This is a genomic window from Noviherbaspirillum autotrophicum (assembly GCF_000818395.1).
GTDB lineage: Bacteria > Pseudomonadota > Gammaproteobacteria > Burkholderiales > Burkholderiaceae_D > Noviherbaspirillum > Noviherbaspirillum autotrophicum.
The window spans coordinates 2,182,738-2,201,399 of the sequence record NZ_JWJG01000028.1 but is presented as its reverse complement, the minus strand read 5'-3'; the positions used below and the strand labels follow the sequence as shown (position 1 = coordinate 2,201,399).

At 62.8% G+C, this 18,662-nt stretch carries 16 protein-coding genes; 7 read left to right on the top strand and 9 right to left on the bottom strand.

Annotated features, from left to right (window positions below):
• Positions 1 to 102: 102 nt before the first annotated feature.
• The 3 genes from TSA66_RS11450 (at position 103) to TSA66_RS11440 (ending at position 3,481) form a co-directional block, all read left to right on the top strand.
• Positions 103 to 1,137: an AraC family transcriptional regulator gene (locus TSA66_RS11450; protein WP_040040127.1), complete on the top strand. Its 1,035-nt coding sequence runs from the start codon at positions 103 to 105 to the stop codon at positions 1,135 to 1,137.
• Between the two features lie 575 nt (positions 1,138 to 1,712).
• Complete coding sequence (gene adhP / locus TSA66_RS11445; RefSeq protein ID WP_040042464.1) at positions 1,713 to 2,735, top strand: alcohol dehydrogenase AdhP; 1,023 nt, start codon at positions 1,713 to 1,715, stop codon at positions 2,733 to 2,735.
• Between the two features lie 281 nt (positions 2,736 to 3,016).
• Positions 3,017 to 3,481 (top strand): YaiI/YqxD family protein, encoded by a 465-nt coding sequence (locus TSA66_RS11440; protein ID WP_040040126.1) that lies wholly within the window; start codon positions 3,017 to 3,019, stop codon positions 3,479 to 3,481.
• 246 nt (positions 3,482 to 3,727) lie between these two features.
• Here the strand turns inward: TSA66_RS11440 and TSA66_RS11435 are convergent, their stop codons facing one another.
• Genes TSA66_RS11435 through nirB form a run of 4 tightly spaced genes read right to left on the bottom strand, consistent with a single transcriptional unit; the run spans position 3,728 to position 9,478 of the window.
• On the bottom strand, positions 3,728 to 6,493 hold the full coding sequence (locus TSA66_RS11435) for a nitrate reductase (RefSeq protein ID WP_084199498.1): 2,766 nt from the start codon (positions 6,491 to 6,493) through the stop codon (positions 3,728 to 3,730).
• Positions 6,490 to 6,843, bottom strand: coding sequence for a nitrite reductase small subunit NirD (gene nirD, locus TSA66_RS11430; protein WP_040040125.1), 354 nt, complete (start codon positions 6,841 to 6,843; stop codon positions 6,490 to 6,492). Before nirD ends, TSA66_RS11435 begins: the two co-directional genes overlap by 4 nt.
• A 10-nt stretch (positions 6,844 to 6,853) precedes the next feature.
• Complete coding sequence (locus TSA66_RS28000) at positions 6,854 to 6,976, bottom strand: hypothetical protein (protein WP_269748378.1); 123 nt, start codon at positions 6,974 to 6,976, stop codon at positions 6,854 to 6,856.
• Between the two features lie 54 nt (positions 6,977 to 7,030).
• Complete coding sequence (gene nirB, locus TSA66_RS11425; protein WP_040040124.1) at positions 7,031 to 9,478, bottom strand: nitrite reductase large subunit NirB; 2,448 nt, start codon at positions 9,476 to 9,478, stop codon at positions 7,031 to 7,033.
• Between the two features lie 264 nt (positions 9,479 to 9,742).
• Here nirB and TSA66_RS11420 point away from each other — a divergent pair, with 264 nt between their 5' ends.
• Complete coding sequence (locus TSA66_RS11420; protein WP_040040123.1) at positions 9,743 to 10,954, top strand: nitrate/nitrite transporter; 1,212 nt, start codon at positions 9,743 to 9,745, stop codon at positions 10,952 to 10,954.
• A gap of 34 nt (positions 10,955 to 10,988) precedes the next feature.
• The gene (locus TSA66_RS11415) at positions 10,989 to 12,704 is read left to right on the top strand and encodes a bifunctional protein-serine/threonine kinase/phosphatase (protein WP_040040122.1); all 1,716 of its coding nucleotides are present in this window, start codon (positions 10,989 to 10,991) and stop codon (positions 12,702 to 12,704) included.
• A 117-nt stretch (positions 12,705 to 12,821) separates the two neighbouring features.
• On the opposite strand, the gene TSA66_RS11410 is transcribed toward TSA66_RS11415, so the two are convergent.
• Positions 12,822 to 13,445: an ANTAR domain-containing response regulator gene (locus tag TSA66_RS11410; protein ID WP_040040121.1), complete on the bottom strand. Its 624-nt coding sequence runs from the start codon at positions 13,443 to 13,445 to the stop codon at positions 12,822 to 12,824.
• A gap of 74 nt (positions 13,446 to 13,519) precedes the next feature.
• On the opposite strand from TSA66_RS11410, the gene tsaD reads away from it, so the two are divergent.
• Positions 13,520 to 14,548, top strand: coding sequence for a tRNA (adenosine(37)-N6)-threonylcarbamoyltransferase complex transferase subunit TsaD (gene tsaD, locus TSA66_RS11405; protein WP_040040120.1), 1,029 nt, complete (start codon positions 13,520 to 13,522; stop codon positions 14,546 to 14,548).
• A gap of 10 nt (positions 14,549 to 14,558) precedes the next feature.
• Here the strand turns inward: tsaD and plsY are convergent, their stop codons facing one another.
• Positions 14,559 to 15,164, bottom strand: coding sequence for a glycerol-3-phosphate 1-O-acyltransferase PlsY (gene plsY, locus TSA66_RS11400; RefSeq protein ID WP_040040119.1), 606 nt, complete (start codon positions 15,162 to 15,164; stop codon positions 14,559 to 14,561).
• A 28-nt stretch (positions 15,165 to 15,192) separates the two neighbouring features.
• Positions 15,193 to 15,684 carry a Cys-tRNA(Pro) deacylase gene (ybaK, locus tag TSA66_RS11395; RefSeq protein ID WP_040040118.1) on the bottom strand — a complete coding sequence of 164 codons (492 nt, stop codon included), beginning with the start codon at positions 15,682 to 15,684 and terminating at the stop codon, positions 15,193 to 15,195.
• A gap of 421 nt (positions 15,685 to 16,105) precedes the next feature.
• Between ybaK and phaP the strand changes: the two genes are divergently transcribed.
• Positions 16,106 to 16,669 carry a phasin family protein gene (phaP, locus tag TSA66_RS11390; RefSeq protein ID WP_040040117.1) on the top strand — a complete coding sequence of 188 codons (564 nt, stop codon included), beginning with the start codon at positions 16,106 to 16,108 and terminating at the stop codon, positions 16,667 to 16,669.
• A 459-nt stretch (positions 16,670 to 17,128) separates the two neighbouring features.
• On the opposite strand, the gene xerD is transcribed toward phaP, so the two are convergent.
• Positions 17,129 to 18,046: a site-specific tyrosine recombinase XerD gene (xerD, locus tag TSA66_RS11385; protein ID WP_040040116.1), complete on the bottom strand. Its 918-nt coding sequence runs from the start codon at positions 18,044 to 18,046 to the stop codon at positions 17,129 to 17,131.
• Positions 18,046 to 18,519, bottom strand: coding sequence for a methylated-DNA--[protein]-cysteine S-methyltransferase (locus tag TSA66_RS11380; RefSeq protein ID WP_232429565.1), 474 nt, complete (start codon positions 18,517 to 18,519; stop codon positions 18,046 to 18,048). Before TSA66_RS11380 ends, xerD begins: the two co-directional genes overlap by 1 nt.
• Positions 18,520 to 18,662 lie beyond the last annotated feature (143 nt).

The window sequence follows — 18,662 nt, the reverse complement described above, 5'->3', positions numbered from 1 at the left end:
AAAGAAGGGAGGTTAAGATCGGACACTCCATGCTAGACTTCCCGGCACAGGCGGGGCGCCTCGTCACACGCGCCTGGATGCATAGTGGAGAACAGGACCGAAATGGAGCGACGATTTCCGGACATCGATGACCGCATCGAGCCCCCACACAAGATCGCGACCTTAGCCGAACTCCTGCAGGAAGAAGGCGTCGCTGCGTCGCAGCTGCTCAAGGGCAGTGGCCTCGACCCGGACCAACTTTATGCGCCGGCCACGCGCGTGGCATCGCGTCAACTGTTGACGGTGTACGGCAATGCCCTACGCCTCTCCCGCGACCCGGGCATCGCCCTCAAGGCAGGAAAGCGCATTCGCATCACCCACTTCGGCATGTACGGCTACGCACTGCTCAGCAGTCCTACACCACGCGACGCAATCGACTTCGCCATCAAGTACCGTTCCCTGGCCGCGACGCTGCTCGGCCTGCGCTTCGAGGAAACGGAACACGACGCCTTCTGGGAATTTTCGGATGTCCTGTCACTCGGAGCGCACAGCGACCTGTTCCGATTCGTGCTCGAATTCCAGCTGGGAACGCAGCTGTCGGTGCACGGTGACATCCTCGGCCGACCAGTCACGCCGACAGAGATCTGCGTGGCTTATGCGGCACCGCGCCACGCATCCGCCTATAAAGAGCTGCTGGGCTGCCCGGTACGCTTCGGCCAGGATCGCAACCAGCTGCGTTTCAGCCGTGATCTGCTGGAGCAGCCGCTTGCCTTCGCCAATCCAGCCACCATCGCCGTAGTGCGCCAGACCTGCGACCAGCTGCTGACGGAATTGAAGGCAGCCTCAGGCATGGCCGGCAAGGTGTTCGGCATTCTGATGGCGCAACCCGGTCGCTTCCCCGATATCGAGACAGTGGCGCATCAGCTGCACATGACTTCCCGCACCTTGCGCCGCAAGCTGCAGTCGCAGGAGACGTCGTATCAGACCATTCTGAACAACGTTCGCAAACAACTTGCGATGGACTATTTGCGCAAGACGCGCATGAGCAACGAAGACATCGCCGCATCTCTCGGGTTCAGCGACGCACCGAACTTCCGGCAGGCATTCAAAAAATGGACCGGTACAACGCCCAGCGAATTCCGGGCATGCTCATCTTGAATGAGCTACATTGGGTCGTCTTTGGCGCATCAAGCCTTGCTAGGGATCGCCCGGAAGTCAGAACATAGTCGCCGGCGCCTGGAATTACCCAACGGACTCCGTATAGCCAGAACCAGACGTTCAGTATGGGCAGTGATGTTCAAAAGCTGAGATAGAAAGGTAATTCCTATGTCTGCTGGTCCATACATGCGGCCCCACTGCTTACTTCGCACCGGACTCTTTATGCACATTCAAGCAGCTTGGCGCTGTCGGTACCAATGTGCAAAATCTTTTGGCGGCAAAGGACGATTCAATCAGTAGAGCTGCGCTTGGCAACAGCCGTCCACTTGCAAATAGTGCTTGGGTCACCTTGAAACATTTCGAGTCGTCATGACGGGTCGGAGGGAGCACCATCGATCCTCTTCTCGGCTACTTCTCCTGTAGAACCTATACGCCGTTGTGCGTGTCACATAGCGACACGCGTACCGACCGTGCCGGGTCTCGCTCTTGCTGCAAGTGATCTACGGGACGCGCCATGGTGTCGACGCACTCTCAACAGATTCGCACGCTCTCGTGACGATGGAATGGAGATTGCCATGGCTGAAAAAATGAAGGCTGCCGTCATACATGAATTCGGAAAGCCGCTGGTTATCGAAGACGTCGATGTTCCGGAAGTACCGCCGGGTCAGGTGCTCGTCAAAGTGACCGCGTCCGGCGTATGCCACACCGACCTGCATGCCGCCGACGGGGACTGGCCGGTCAAGCCGAGCTTGCCCTTGATTCCTGGTCATGAAGGTGTCGGCTACGTGGCAAAGGTAGGGGCGGGCGTGCGTACCCTGAAGGAGGGAGACCGGGTCGGTGTTCCCTGGCTGCACACTGCATGCGGGCACTGCGAGCATTGCATCACCGGCTGGGAAACGCTCTGCGGCGAACAGCAAATGACCGGATACAGCATCAATGGCGGCTACGCGGAGTATGTACTCGCCGATCCTGCCTATACTGGGCGCCTGCCGGACACGCTTGAGTTTGCACCCGCGGCGCCGATTCTGTGTGCCGGAGTCACCGTCTACAAGGGACTGAAGGTTCTCGACCGCAAGCCCGGCGACTGGGTAGCCATCTCGGGAATCGGTGGATTGGGCCATATGGCCGTGCAGTACGCGAAAGCTATGGGATTCCACGTTATCGCCGTCGACATCGCGGATGAAAAGCTGAAGCTTGCGTCCGACCTCGGCGCGGACATGACGGTCAACTGCTCCAAGGAGGACCCTGTTGCCAAGGTGCAGTCCGCGATTCAAGGCGCGCACGGCGTGCTCGTTACTGCCGTGTCGCGCCCCGCCTTTGCCCAAGCGGTCGGTATGTTGCACAAGCGCGGGACCATGGCGCTGGTCGGCCTGCCTCCCGGCAGTTTCGAGTTGCCGATCTTCGATGTGGTGCTGAACGCCAAGACGATACGGGGATCCATTGTGGGCACGCGCAAGGACCTGGAAGAGGCGCTGATGTTTGCGGGAGAAGGAAAGGTCACATCCCACATTTCCACCGACCGTCTCGAAAACATTAACCACATCTTCGACACCATGCGAAAAGGCCAGATAGAGGGCCGGATCGTGATGGAGATATAAGAAGAGGGTAAGCTGACAACGCACCGGCCGCCTCATCAGCCACACTTCGTTGAAAGCAGGGCTGCCATCCCGGTAATCGGCAATGACGTCGCGTGCAGCAATGAGCAGCACGCGACGTCATCCGCCAGATGGCCGATTTCGCCAAATGACAGCGACGGGGCGGCCACAGAGCTTGAACGACATGGTGGCGCCAAACGGTTCGGACTCGCAGTTCGTGCTACCCATCTACCAGGCAGCTTGCCGTTACAATGGGGCATCCTGCTGATCTCATCCGATTTGTCATGCACATCTGGGTCGACGCCGACGCCTGTCCGGCTGTCATTAAAGACATCCTTTTTCGGGTGGCCGAGCGCCTGCAGCTCAACGTCACGCTGGTTGCCAACCGCTTGATCCGTGTGCCTGGCTCGCGCTTCATCCGCGCGCTCCAAGTTCCGGCTGGCGCGGATGCGGCCGACGCCGAAATCGTTGAGCGCCTCAGGCCCGGCGACATCGTCGTAACCGGCGACATTCCCTTGGCCTCCCTAGTACTGGACAAGGGCGGGTTGCCGCTCAATCCGCGCGGCGAGTGGTACACCAAGGACACTATTGCCCAGCAACTGACGATGCGGGCTTTCATGGAAGAGCTACGTAGCAGTGGTGTCGACACAGGCGGCCCGGCCACGTTTAGCCACGCCGACCGCCAGAGCTTTGCCAATGCGCTGGACCGCGAACTCGCGCGGAGTAGGAATCGCGCAGGTTCCCGCTAAGCATTGTTTCTCAACTTCCTCGCCTGCCTGATTTTGGCAAAGCTTGGCAGCGTCGCGCATGCCTCTAGTGAATTGCCCCCCGGTATGTAAACTTTGCATACGACAATATTGACTGAACATAGATAAGCGCGACGATGCGTCGTAGCGGTGCTACGGCAGGAGGCCTCGGCGCCCCCTGAGCGGCGTGCCACGCCTTGCACTGCATCCCGCTTGAACAGACCTGCCAAATAGACACCGAACAGGCGCTCATCCAAGGCCGGGCAACGGTTCCGACGCCAACACCTTGCGCAGTTCCGGCACGCACGACCCGCAGCTGGTGCCGCATTTCAGCCGCTGCTGCAACGCCGCCAGCAGCGCCGCAGCGGTGCCGATGCCCTGCCGCGACAGCTCCGCCGCCGCATTGCCGATCTCGCTTTCGGCGACATTGAAGCAGTTGCACACGATGCGGCCGCGCGGCTTGATGCCCTGCGGTGCTGCAGCCGACGGCATCAGCAAGAGGCGTCCGAGCGCGGCCACCGGCTGCCCCGCTTCCAGATATTCCTTCAGCCAGCGCTCCGCCGAGATGTCGCCCGACAGCGCGACGGCGGCCAACCTGCCGTCGGCGACCAGGATATGGCGCGCATGGCCGCGCTTTCTGTCGTCGTAGCGCAGCACCTGCGCCCCCATGATGCCGAAGCGCGCCTTGATCTCGTCGAGCAGCGCAGCGTCCGCCGGATAATCGTCGGCCGCCCGGAACAGCACGCCATTTTTTTCCCGGCCGAACAGTGTGCAGGACGCATACGAGAAACGGCGCATCAGCGGCCTCAGCCCGGCCTGCAAGGCGAGCGCCTGTTCCGGCGGCGACCATCCGAACACGACGAAGCGCCACGGCAGCTCCGCCTTCAGGATCTTGACCGCCGCGTGCTTGAGTTCCGGCTGCTTCGACGCTGGGCACAGCGCCGGCAGCGTGAGCGCATTGACGCCGAAACCGCCGTTGCGGCCGGACAGGTATTCCTCGCCCCAGTGCATCGCGATGAAAGCCTGCCCGGCGCGCATGTCGTCGCCGGCGAAGGCCGGCAGGATTTGCGAGCCGCGCCGGCTGGTCACATGCACCAGGTCGCCGTCAGCAATCAGCCGGCGCTCCATGTCGACCCGCGCCATCGCCACCGACGGCTCCGGCGCGTGCGAAAACAACTGCGCCACGGTGCCGGTGCGGCTCATGCCATGCCACTGGTCGCGCAGCCGTCCAGTGGTCAGGCGGAGCGGATAGCGGGCATCGACCGGCTCGGCCACCGGCTGGTACGCCGTGTCGACGAAGCGCGCGCGCCCGCTCGCGGTCGGATAGACGCCATCCTCGTACAGGCGCTTGCGCCCCTGCGCCGCGCCCTCGGGAAACGGCCATTGCTGCGGCCCCTGCTGCTCCAGGATGCGGTAAGACAGGCCAGTGATGTCGAGGTCGCGCCCGCGCGTCGATTCGCGGTGCTCGTTCCAGATCTGTTCGGTCGTCGTGTATGGAAAGAGCGTGCCGGTCCTTTCCAGCATCGTTTCCAGCCGCCGCGCGAAATCGACCGCGATTTCCCAGTCATGGCGCGCCTGTCCCGGGCCGGGCAGCACGGCATTGACGCGCGTGATGCGGCGCTCGGAATTGGTCACCGTGCCCTCCTTCTCGCCCCAGGTCGTGGCCGGCAGCACCACATCTGCATAGGCGACGGTGGCGGTGGTCCGGTAGGCTTCCTGCACGATCACCAGCTCGGCCTTTTCCAGCGCCTCTCGCACCATGCGCTGCGCGGGCAGCGACTGTGCCGGGTTGGTGCAGACGATCCACAGTATCCGGATCTCGCCGCGCCGCACCGCCTCGAACATCTCGATCGCGGTTTTGCCCGGCGTGGCCGGTACCGACTCCACGCCCCACAGCCGCGCCACTTCCGCCCGATGCTGCGAATCGGCCATGTCGCGATGCGCGGACAGCAGGTTGGACAGCCCGCCGACCTCGCGCCCGCCCATCGCATTGGGCTGTCCGGTCAGCGAAAAGGGGCCTGCTCCCGGCTTGCCGATCTGGCGCGTAGCCAGATGCAGGTTGATCAGCGCCGCATTCTTGGCCGTGCCGGACGATGACTGGTTCAGCCCCTGGCAATAGAACGACAACGCCGCCTTCGCCTGGCCGAACCAGCGCGCGGCCCGGATCAGGTCATCCTCGCCAATGCCACACAACTCGGCGACGTAGGCCGGGGTGTAATCGCGCACCGTGCGCTTGAGCTCGGCAAAGCCTTCGGTGTGCGCGTCGATATAGGCGGTGTCGACCAGGCCTTCCCACAGGCAGACATGCAGCATACCGTTGAACAGCGCCACGTCGGTGCCGGGCAAAATCGGCAGGAACAGGTCGGCATCGCGCGCCGTATCGGTGCGGCGCGGGTCGGCGACGATCATGCGCAGCGACGGGTTGCGCCGGCGCGCCTCCTCGACGCGGCGATACAGCACCGGATGCGCATACGCCATGTTGGAGCCGGCGATGAAAATCAGGTCCGCATGGTCGATGTCCTCGTAGCACACTGGCGGCGCATCCGCGCCCAGCGTTTGCTTGTAGCCGGCCACCGCGCTCGACATGCACAGGCGCGAATTGGTGTCGATGTTGTTGGTGCCGATCAGCCCCTTGGCCAGCTTGTTGAACACATAGTAATCCTCGGTCAGCAGCTGGCCGGAGATATAGAAGCCGACGCTGTCGGGGCCGTGTTCCCGGATCGTGCTCACAAACCTGCGCGCGATGAAGTCGAGCGTCTCGCCCCATGCCGCCGGCGCGCGCGGCGCGCCGCGCGCAGTGCGCAACTCAGGATGCAGCGCGCGCACCTGCTGCTGCAGCACCGGATTCGCCGTCAGGTGCAGCGTGCTGCCCTTGGAGCACAGGCGCCCGAAATTGGCCGGATGCTGCGGGTCGCCGCGCACGCCGGTGATCCGTTCACCGTCGGATTCGACGATCACGCCGCAGCCGACGCCGCAGTAGCAGCAGGCGGTCTTCGTTTCGCGCAATGTCGTCATGCAGCCTTGACCTCAATTGCCACGGAATTCAGTTCTGCGACATCGAGGAACACCTTGCCATCCTCGACCTTGACGCTGAACTTCGGCGTGCAGCCTTCGTCAGGCGCATTCGCGCAGCCGGAATCGAGGCCGATACTCCAGTTGTGCAGCGGGCAGGCGACGTGCTCACCGAACACGATGCCCTGCGATAGCGGACCGCCCTTGTGCGGGCAACGATCAAGCAGCGCGAATACCTTGTCTTCGCCATTGCGGAAAATCGCCACATCGTGTCCCCCTGCCCGCTTGACGACCCGTGCGCCGAGCACCGGGATATCTGCGACATGGCAGACGGCTTTCCATTGTTGAGACATTTCGATCCCTTCAGTTCAGTTGGTATATGTTGGCGGGCGCAGCCCGGCCCGGCATGCTGTAGGCAATGCAGGTGTTGACGATGATCGCCGTTGCAGACATGGTCAGCACGACCGCAGCCAGATACAGTTTCATCGCCGCTCCTTTCATCGATCCGATGCGGCCCGAGCCGCGCCCATTTTTCCCGCCTTACACGGACAGCGGCGCGAACTGGCGTTCGTCGACCTGCGCCTTTTCCTTCTCGTGCCACGGATCGGGTTCGCCGTCGAGCGAGAACAGCAATCGCTCGTAGAGCGCCTTGCGGTTTTCGGCGTCGTCCAGAATCTTTTTCTTCACATGATCCAATCCCACCCGCGACACGTAATGCACGGTGCGCTCCAGATACCAGCCCTCCTCGCGATACAGCTGCAGGAAGGCGCCGGAATATTCCAGCACCTCTTCATGGGTTTTCACCTTCGCGAAGAAGTGCGCGACCTCGGTCTTGATGCCGCCATTGCCGGCAACATAGATTTCCCAGCCCGAGTCCACGCCGATCACGCCGACGTCCTTGATGCCCGACTCCGCGCAGTTGCGCGGACATCCGGAGACCGCGATCTTGACCTTGTGCGGCGCATACATACGCCACAATGCGCGCTCGAGCTGCTGGCCCATGAGGGTCGAATCCTGCGTGCCGAAGCGGCACCATTCGGAGCCGACGCAGGTTTTCACGGTGCGCAGCGCCTTCGCATACGCGTGACCCGACGGCATGCCGAGGTCCTGCCACACCGCCGGCAAGTCTTCCTTCTTCACACCCAAGAGGTCGATGCGCTGGCCGCCGGTGACCTTCACCGTCGGGATGTTGTACTTGTCGACCACGTCGGCGATGCGGCGCAACTCGGAGGCATTGGTCTCGCCGCCCCACATGCGCGGGATCACGGAATAGGTGCCGTCCTTCTGGATATTGGCGTGCGCGCGCTCGTTGATGAAGCGCGACTGCGGGTCGTCCTTCGCCTCGTGCGGCCAGGTCGAGATCAGGTAATAGTTCAAAGCGGGCCGGCAGGTCGCGCAGCCGTTCGGCGTGCGCCATTCCAGGAATTGCATGGCACCGGCAATCGTCAGCAGCTTGTTGACCTTTATCGCGTCGCGCACTTCCTGGTGCGTGTAGTCGGTGCAGCCGCACAGCGGCTTGGCCTTGTTCGACATCGAATAGTCGCCGACGGTCGCCATGATGATCTGTTCGACCAGCCCGGTGCAGGAGCCGCAGGAAGCCGACGCCTTGGTGTGCTTGCGCACGTCTTCCAGCGTGAACAGCCCCTTCTCCTTGATCGCCTTGACGATGGTGCCCTTGCACACGCCGTTGCAGCCGCATACCTCGGCCTCGTCCGGCATCGCCGCCGCCCGCGTATGGCCCTCGTGGCCGGCGTCGCCGGGGCGGCCGGTATTGGATTCGCCGAACATGAGCGTGTCGCGCATCTCGCCAATGCTCTTGCCCTCGCGCAGCAGCTTGAAATACCAGCCGCCGTCCACCGTGTCGCCGTACAGGCAGGCGCCGACCAGCTTGTCGTCCTTGATCACCAGCTTCTTGTAGACGCCGCCGATCGGGTCGGACAGCACGATTTCCTCGACGCCTTCGCCACCCATGAATTCGCCTGCCGAGAACAGGTCGATGCCGGTGACCTTCAGCTTGGTCGACGTGACCGAGCCCTGGTAGCGGCCGATGCCGAAGTTGGCCAGGTGGTTGGCGCACACCTTTGCCATCTCAAACAGCGGTGCGACCAGGCCATAGGCGGTGCCGCGATGGTTGACACATTCGCCCACGGCGTAAATACGCGGATCGAAGGTCTGCATGGTGTCGTTGACGACGATGCCACGGTTGCAGTACAGGCCGGCCGATTCGGCCAGCGCCGTGTTGGGGCGGATGCCGACGGCCATCACCACCAGCTGCGCCGGGATTTCGAGGCCGTCGGTAAAGCGGATCGCCTGCACCTGGCCGCACGTTCCGCCCTCTTCATCGCCGACGAGCTCCTTCGTATTCTTATCGAGCAGGAATTTCAGGCCGCGGTCTTCCAGCGACTTTTGCAGCATCTTGCCCGCGATAGGGTCGAGCTGGCGCTCCATCAGCCAGGCCGGCAAGTGCACCACGGTCACGTCCATGCCGCGCTGCTTCAGGCCGTTGGCCGCTTCCAGACCCAAGAGGCCGCCGCCGATCACGACCGCGTGCTTGTGCACCTTGGCCGCCTCGATCATCGCATTGGTATCCTGGATATCGCGGTAGGAAATCACGCCTTTGAGGTCCTTGCCCGGCACCGGCAGGATGAACGGATTGGAGCCGGTGGCCAGCAGCAGGCGGTCGTATTCTGCGACCGTGCCGTCTTGCGCGATGACTTGGCGCCTGACGCGGTCGATCCTGGTGATTTTTTTCCCGAGATGGAGCGTGATGCCATTTTCACGATACCAGTCGACATCGTTCAGCATGATGTCCTCGATGGTCTGTTCGCCCGCCAGCACGGGCGACAGCAGGATGCGGTTGTAGTTCGCGTACGGTTCGGCGCCGAACACCGTGATGTCGTAGATGCCCGGCGCGATCTTCAGCAGTTCCTCGAGCGTACGCGTGCCAGCCATGCCGTTGCCGACCATGACCAATTTCAGCTTCTTCATTAAAGCTCCCTTCATTGCAGCTTCGCCATTAAAGCTATGTCAGAAAACGTTCCCACATCGGATTAGCAAAAGCGGTGCCAGTCGCTTCGCCGGGGAAATGCACTGAATTGAAGAGAAATCCGCACTGACGCGGTGCGGCGCCGCGCGCCGCTATGCGCCATGCACAACGTCGATACGCGTATGCGCGCCATCACTGCACAACACTGAATGGCATGGCGATTGCATAGGAACACACGATTTCAACATTGGATACAAAGGAGCCTCATGAAAACGTCATTCTGGAAGGCGGGCCATACACCGACCCTGCTCGCTGCCTTTTTCTATTTCGATCTGAGCTTCATGGTGTGGGTGCTGCTCGGGCCGTTGGCGGTGCAGATCTCGCGTGATCTCGGGCTCAGCCCGGCGCAAAAGGGCTTAATGGTCGCCACCCCGCTGCTGGCAGGCGCGCTGCTGCGTATCGTCATGGGCGTGCTGGTCGATCATCTGAAGCCGAAGAAGGCGGGGGCCATCGGCCAGGTCGTCGTGATCGCTGCGCTGACGTGGGCATGGCTCGGGCAGTTGAACAGCTACGACGCCATGCTCACGCTCGGCATCCTGCTGGGCGTGGCCGGCGCCGCGTTCGCGGTCGCGCTGCCGCTGGCGTCGCGCTGGTATCCTCCGGAGCATCAGGGCACGGCGCTTGGCATCGCCGGCGCCGGCAACTCCGGCACCGCGTTTGCCGCCTTGTTTGCGCCGTCGCTGGCGCTCGCGTTCGGCTGGCAAAACGTGTTCGGCCTGTGCCTGATCCCGCTTTCCATCGCCTTCCTGGTATACATGGCGTTCGCCAAGGATGCGCCGGCGGCGCCGCCGGCAAAAGCCCTGGTCGAATACCTGCACGTATTGAAGGACAAGGACGCATGGTGGTTCATGTTCTTCTACAGCGTGACCTTCGGCGGCTTCTCCGGCCTGGCGTCGTCGCTGACGATCTACTTCAACAGCCAGTACGGCCTGTCGCCGGTAACCGCCGGCTATTTGACGGCGGCCTGCGTGTTCGCCGGTTCGATAGTTCGCCCGCTGGGCGGCGTGATCGCCGACCGCATCGGCGGCATCAAGACGCTGTCGATCATGTACGTGCTGGCCGCCAGCTTCCTGTTCATCGCCAGCTTCGGCATGCCGTCGTATATCGCCGCGCTCGCCGTGTTCGTGGCGGCGATGCTGGCGCTGGGTACCGGCAACGGCGCGGTATTCCAGCTGGTGCCGCAGCGCTTTCGCAAGGAGATCGGCGTGATGACCGGTCTGGTCGGCATGGCCGGTGGCGTCGGCGGCTTTTATCTGGCCTCCAGCCTCGGCTACTCGAAGCAGCTCACCGGCAGCTACCAGTTCGGCCTGACGCTGTTTTCCTCGCTTGCGGTCCTGGCGCTGCTCGGACTGACCATGGTCAAGACGCGCTGGCGCACCACGTGGGGCAGCGCGGCAATGACGGCCGCAAAGATCTAGAATCACTGCACCGCCCCCAGTTCCGCCACAGCTCATGCCCCTGTCCGTCGCCGCCGGCCATGCCACTGTCGCCGGCCTTCGCAACCGCAACGAAGACTTCGTCGGCATGGTCACGCCCAACGAGCCGGAACTGTCGGCCAAGGGCCTGATCGCAGCCATCGCCGACGGCGTATCCGGCAACGCCGGCGGGCGCGATGCATCGGAGTATACGGTGCGCGGCCTGCTCGCCGACTACTACGCCACGCCCGATACCTGGCCGGTGACGCAGGCGCTCGACCGCGTGATCAAGGCAATCAACAGCTGGGTGCAAAGACAGGGCTCGGCGCGCCCGGAGCTGGCGGGCATGGCAACCACGCTGACGGCCGTCGTGCTGCGCGGCGGCTTCTACTACTTCGCGCACGTGGGCGACACCCGGCTGTATCTGCTGCGTGAGGGCAAGCTGTCGCGGCTGACGACCGATCACGTGTGGGACCGGCCCGAGATGCAGCACGTGCTGACGCGCGCCGTGGGCCTCGATTCACGCCTGGCGATCGATCACGGGATGGGCGAGTCGCGGCAAGGCGACGTGTTCCTGCTCGCCTGCGACGGCGTATGGGCCAGCCTTGCCGAACACGACATCGGACGCCATCTGGCCGAACTCGCCGCCGGCCGCGCCGATCCCGCCCTCGCCGCCGATGCACTGGTGCAGGCTGCGCTCGACGCCGGCTCCAGCGACAACAGCAGCGCGCTGGTATTGCAGATCAAGGCGCTGCCCGAAGAAAACCTGCGCGACGCGCTGTCGGCATCGCGGCAATTGCCTCTGCCGCCCCGGCTCAAGGTCGGCCAGACCCTGGACGGCTATCGGGTGGAAGCCGTGATTCACGCGTCGCGGGCGACGCTGCTCTATCGCGTGGTCGATCCGGCGTCGCAGCGCCGGCTGGTGCTGAAGACGCTGCATCCGGAGCGGGCCGACGACGCGCAGGAGCGCTCGGCCTTCGCGCACGAGGAATGGCTGGCGAAACGCGTGGTCGCGCGCTTCTTTCCACAGGTGATCACGCCGCAGCAAAGGAATTACCTGTATTACCTGACGACCTGGCACGAGGGCCAGACGCTGCAGCAAATGATCGACGCAGGCGCCCATTTCACCGCACCGGAAGCGATTGCGCACGGAACCAGGCTGGTGCGCGCCGTCGGTGCGCTGCACCGGCGCAGCATCATCCACCGCGACATCAAGCCGGCCAACGTGCACCTCGGCGCCGACGGCGAATTGCGGCTGCTCGACCTCGGCGTGGCGCAGTCCGGCCTGGAAGACGGCGACGTCAGGGCGCAGGCGCACCCGCAGGCGGGCACCCCGTCCTTCCTCGCCCCGGAACAATTCGACAACGCGCCGCCGTCGCGCCAGACCGACGTCTACGCCGCCGGGGTCACCCTGTATTTCATGCTGACACGGCGCTACCCGTACGGCGAGATCGAGCCTTTCCAGCATCCGCGCTTCGGCATCCCGGCGCCGCCCAGCCGCTACCGTCCGGATATTCCGCTGTGGCTGGAGAACGTGTTGCTCAAGGCGGTTGCGCGCGATCCGGCAGACCGCTTCGAGACGGCGGAAGAATTCCTGCTGGCGCTCGAGCGCGGAGCGTCCGGCCCGATTGCGGCACGCCCCGCGATGCCACTGGCAAAGCGCGACCCGGCGGCACTGTGGCGGGCAGTCGCGGCAGTGTCGATCGTGGCCAACCTGCTGCTGCTCTACCTGGCGGTCGTAAGGGGGTTATAGCGGGGCACGTGGCATGTCGAGTTCCATGTCCTCGCTTGTCGCTCATGCCGTCCAGGAGGCGTCCTTGGCGGCGCTGGCCGGCGCACCGTTATCGTGCTCCGCATGCCGATGCCGCACTCAAATGAGCAGGTCGGCGACGTCGATCATGCGCTGCGCCACGTCGGACAGCTTCAGGTTCTTGTCCATCGCCAGCCGGCGCAGCTTGCGGTAGGCCTCGTCCTCGGTGCAGCGATGTCGCTCCATCAGCAGCCCCTTGGCGCGCTCGATCACCTTGCGCTCGGCCAGCCTGAGCCTGGTTTCGGACAGTTCGAGGCGCAGCTTCTGGTCGACTTCGAAGCGCGCCAGCGCCACGTCCAGCACCGCCTTGACGCGCTCGGCCGACAGGCCTGCCACGACGTAGGCAGACACCCCGGCTTCGATGGCGGCCTGCATCTTGACCTTGTCGTTATCCTCGGTGAAGCAGACGATGGGCCGGCGCTCGTTGGCTGTGGCGGCCACCACTTTTTTGAGGGCGGCGTCCGACTGTTCGTCGACGATGATCACGTCCGGCTGCAGCTGCGCGATCTGCTCTTCCAGGTCGGCGTCCGGCGGCAATGCGGCCAGGATGTTGTAGCCGCCTTCGAGCAAGCCGATGCGCAGCGCGCGGGCACGCTCGGCCTGCACTTGCGCTGCGGGGCTTGCGCCTTGTGGCGCGACGAGGGAATTGACGACGACGATTTTGAGGTGTCTGGAATCTGTCATGACGGGAGAGGATAGTAAGGGCCTGGAATAACGCTTTCCTTTACAATGAGGCTTTGCAAGAAGCCTGCCATCCCATGATTGTCCTCGGCGTCGAATCCTCCTGTGATGAAACCGGCATCGCGTTGTACGACACACAACGCGGCCTCCTGGCGCATGCCCTGCACTCGCAGGTCGCCATGCACGAGGAATACGGCGGCGTGGTGCCGGAACTGGCCTCGCGCGACCATATCCGGCGCGCCATCCCGCTGCTGGAGCAGGTCTTGAAGAATGCGGATGTGCCGCGTTCGGCCATCGACGCCATCGCCTACACCCAGGGGCCGGGACTGGCCGGCGCGCTGCTGGTGGGCGCGTCGGTCGCCTGCGGCTTGGGGCTGGCACTGGACAGGCCGGTGCTGGGCGTGCATCACCTGGAAGGCCACCTGCTGTCGCCGCTGCTGTCGCGCGACCCGCCCTCCTTTCCGTTTGTCGCCCTGCTCGTCTCGGGCGGCCATACCCAGCTGATGCGCGTCGACGGCGTCGGCCAGTACACGCTGCTGGGCGAGACGCTGGACGACGCGGCCGGCGAAGCGTTCGACAAGTCGGCCAAGCTGCTCGGCCTCGGCTACCCCGGCGGGCCGGCGATTTCGCGCCTGGCCGAATTCGGCGACCCCGGCGTCTACAAGCTGCCGCGTCCGATGCTGCATTCGAAGGATTTGAATTTCAGCTTTTCCGGCCTGAAGACGGCCGTGCTGACGGTGGTGAAGAACCAGATCACCAATATCTGCGAACAGGACAAGGCGAATGTGGCGCGCGCCTTCGTCGACGCGATCGTCGATGTGCTGGTGGCGAAATGCGTGACGGCGCTGAAGGAGACGGGCTTGAAGAAGCTGGTGATCGCCGGCGGCGTCGGCGCCAACCGCCAGCTGCGCGAGGCGCTCGACGCGGCGGCGCACAAGCGGCGCTTCCGCGTGTACTACCCGGAACTGGAATTCTGCACCGACAATGGCGCGATGATCGCGTTTGCCGGCGCGATGCGCCTGCAGATCAATCCGCATGCGGCGCGGCGCGACTATGCCTTCAATGTCAGGCCGCGCTGGCCGCTGGACGAGTTGAAAAACGTGTAAGGCCTGCTTCTTACTTCTTCTTGCTGCCGATCTTGCTTTCCTTGCCCGCCATCAGGTTCGCAATATTCTGGCGATGGCGGTAGATCAGCAGCGCGCTCATGACCAGCACGGCCAGCAGTTTCGCGTCGAAACCGAACAACAGGCCGTAATAGAACGGCGCAAACACGCTGGCGATCAATGCCGCCAGCGACGAATAGCGGAAGGCATACGCGACCACCAGCCAGGTGACCAGCGTCGCCAGCCCCAGCCAGCCATTCAGGCCGAGCAGCACGCCCAGGGCGGTCGCGACGCCCTTGCCGCCGACAAACCGGAAGAACACCGGCCACAGGTGCCCGAGGAACACGGCCAGCGCCACCAGCGCGACGCCATCGTCGCCGACGCCGAATTGCGGTCCATACTGCTGCACCAGCCACACCGCCAGCCAGCCCTTCACGCAGTCGCCCAGCAGCGTCAATGCCGCGGCCGCCTTGTTCCCGCTGCGCAGCACGTTGGTCGCGCCCGGATTCTTCGAGCCGTAGGTGCGCGGATCGGCCAGGCGAAACGCCTTGCTCACCACGACCGCAAACGAAATCGATCCGATCAGGTAGGCCGCGATCGTCAACAGCAATGTATTCATTCTCTCCCTTTCAACAAAAGTGCCGTGCTCACTCTTCCAGCGCGCACGTGACCGGCTTGGCCGGCAGCACTTGCAAAATGGCGCGCGGATCGATACCCACCAGGTAACCGCGCCGTCCGCCATTGATATAAATCTTGTCGAGCGCCAGCACGCTCTCTTCCACATACACCGGCATCGCCTTCCTGGTACCGAACGGCGAGGTGCCGCCAACCAGGAAGCCGGAATGCCGGTTGGCGACTTCCGGCTTGCACGGCTCGACCGACTTGCAGCCGATCTGGCGCGCCAGGTTCTTGGTCGATACCTTGCGGTCGCCGTGCATCAGCACGATCAGCGGCTTGGCCGCCTCGTCCTGCATGATCAGGGTTTTGACGACATGATGCTCGTCGACGCCCAGTTCGCGCGCGGACACGGCGGTGCCGCCGTGCTCTTCGTAGTCGTAGGGATGCTCGGAAAACGCAATGCCATGCTTGCGCAGGAACTGCGTGGCCGGCGTTTCCGACACATGCTCTTTCTTTGCCATAGCGCCAATCCAAAAAACTGGGCGACATTATGCAGCAAGAAAGCCGGGTTGCGATGCCCCATCTGCCGCTCGCGCGCAAAGAATGCCAAACAAGCAAGTTGGCATGCGGCACTTGAGCAAGCTCAATGACCGTACCGATCGGGCTTGTGCACTGATCCTGATAAAAGTCGTCTGTGATAAAACGACATCAGCAAGGCCCATCGCGCCTTGTCATTCCTTGTTCCGGAATATGGCCGGAATGCAAGGTACAACCATCCTTCTCTTATTCACAAATGCCATTTTCATGCATGGTTTGACCGTTTTTGTGCAACGCACAAAAATCACTTGACTTCCCCGGGTTCGCCCTTACAATACATATTGTTGCACCGCACAATATTGCGTGCCTATTCATCCGATGCTTATTTATTCCAAGGAGAAATCCATGTTCCCGATCCCCGAACAATTTTCCAACGTCGCCAAGGCGAATTTGGAAGCCCAGCTGTCGCTGCTGACCAACCTGACCAGCAAAGCCTTTGAAAGCGTTGAAAAAGTAGTCGACCTGAATCTCAACGTGGCGAAGGCGTCGCTGGAAGATTCCTCGATCGCCGCCAAGCAGTTGTTGAGCGCAAAGGATCCGCAGGAATTCTTTTCCCTGACCGCGGCCCAGGCGCAACCGGCTGCCGCCAAGGCGATTGCCTATGGCCGTCATCTGGCGGGAATTGCCACCAATGCCCAGGCGGAATTCACCCGCGCAGCCGAAGAGCAGTTCGCCGAAACCGGCCGCAAGGTAACCGAACTGGTCGAAGACGTGTCGAAGAATGCGCCTGCCGGCACGGAAAACGTGGTTGCGATCGTCAAATCGGCCATTACCAATGCGAATGCCGGCTACGAGCAATTCAGCAAAACCACCAAGCAAGCGGTCGAAGTCATGGAAGCGAACATGAACTCGGCAGTCAACCAGTTCTCGCAAGCGGCCGATAAAACCGCCAATCGCGCACGCAAATAATTCGTTGATTTAACGAAATGAGAACGGGCCGCATCACGCGGCCCGTTTTGCATTCTGCCGGCGCCCACAACAAGCGCCGTCCGATGCCGCACAAAATCAGATCTGCGACACCATGTAAGTGGCGGTGAGGGTGGCGACGATCAGCGCAATATAAGAAATAGTCCGCAAGACTTCCATCGAAAACGCTCCAGCAAAGTGACAGGCATAAAATTTAACAAAACACAGGCCAGCTCAAATTGAGGAATTGCAAGGCCATTCCGCCCTGATTATCAAAAAGAAATCCTTCCTTGCGAATCGTCGGCATAGCGCATTCCTTCCCCGATTGCCCACAGAACGAGCCCTCCCCTGTGGGCACTACAAGTATCTGTGCAGCGTGCCCGGCGCGATGCAAGCTTTACGATTTGTAACACTCATTGACCCGGTAGGCAGCCCGGCGGCGCAGTTCTTCCCCGCCCGGCCTCAGCCGCGCGGATGATGTTGCGCATGGAGTTTCTTCAAGCGTTCGCGCGCCACATGCGTATAGATTTGCGTTGTCGATATATCGGCGTGCCCGAGCAGCAATTGCACGACACGCAGGTCGGCGCCGTGATTGAGCAGATGCGTCGCGAATGCGTGTCGCAAGGTGTGGGGCGATAGCGGCGCATTGATCTGCGCGCGCAGCGCGTACTTCTTGATCAGCATCCAGAACATTTGGCGCGTCATGGCGCCGCCGCGCCCGGTGACGAACAAGGCGTCGTCGACCTGCCCGTTGAGGATGGCAAAACGCGCCTGCTTCAGGTAACGCTCGATCCAGTCCCGCGCTTCCTCGCCGAACGGCACCAACCGCGTCTTGCCGCCCTTGCCGGTAATGCGCAGCACGCCTTCGTTCATGCCCAGCTCGATCGTTTTGAGCAACACCAGTTCCGACACGCGCAAGCCGCTGGCGTACATCAACTCCAGCATGGTGCGGTCGCGCAAGCCGAGCGGCGTGTTCACGTCGGGCGCGGCCAAGAGCGCCTCCACCTGCATCTCGGTCAGGGTCCTGGGAAAACGCGGCGGCTGCTTGGCCGATTTCAGCTTCAGGCAGGGATCAACATCGATCTTGTGCTGGCGCAGCGCGAACTGATAGAAGCGCTTTAAAGAGGCAAGACGGCGGTTGGCGGAAGTCGCCTTGGTGCTGGCATGGCGCGCCGCGAAATAAGCGTTCAAGTCCTCCGTTGTCGCCGCGTACAGCGTCTTGCCGCGCTCCTGGGCAAGCCAGTCCGCGAACAGGCTCAGGTCGCGCCGGTAGGCGTCCAGCGTGTTTTTGGCAAGACCGTCTTCCAGCCACAGCGTATCGCAAAATTCGTCGATCGCGCCCTGATCGGCTGCGGGCGGAGCAGCAACACCATCGGTCATCAATAGCCCGCCACGCCTTCATGCGCCAGCAGCCAGCGCTTGACGCCCAAGTGAAAACCGTCCGCCTCGTCGTGGTTCGAAAAGCCGCCCAGTCCACCAGCGGCGGTGACGCGGTGGCAGGGAATGATGATCGGAAACCAATTCGCACCGCACGCTTGTCCGACCGCCCGTGGCGCGGAACGGATCTGTTTGGCGACTTGGCCGTAGGTCAGCACCTGCCCGCGCGGAATGGCGCAAATGGCATCCCACACCCGGCGTTGAAATGCCGTGCCGGCTTCGGACAGCGGCAGATCGAAGCGGAAATCCGGATCGGCAAGATAATGCGCGATCTGGCGCGCTGCCTGTTCGGACAGGGCGTCGACCGGCGCCTTTTCGCCGAAACTTTTCGGCAGGTACACCAGTTCGCGCACGGCACCGACGTCGGTGCGAATGCCGAATCCACCGAACGGCGCGACGACGATGGCGGAAAACATGGCTGACAAGGGCTGAGCGGATGCCGCGTCGGACAGCGCCGTACGGTCGATCAATGCGGTAACGGAAGATTTATCCATTGCCATAGGATAGATGAAAAAAGGCGCGCCTTGTGGGCGCGCCTTTTGTTGCCGAACAGCTTAGT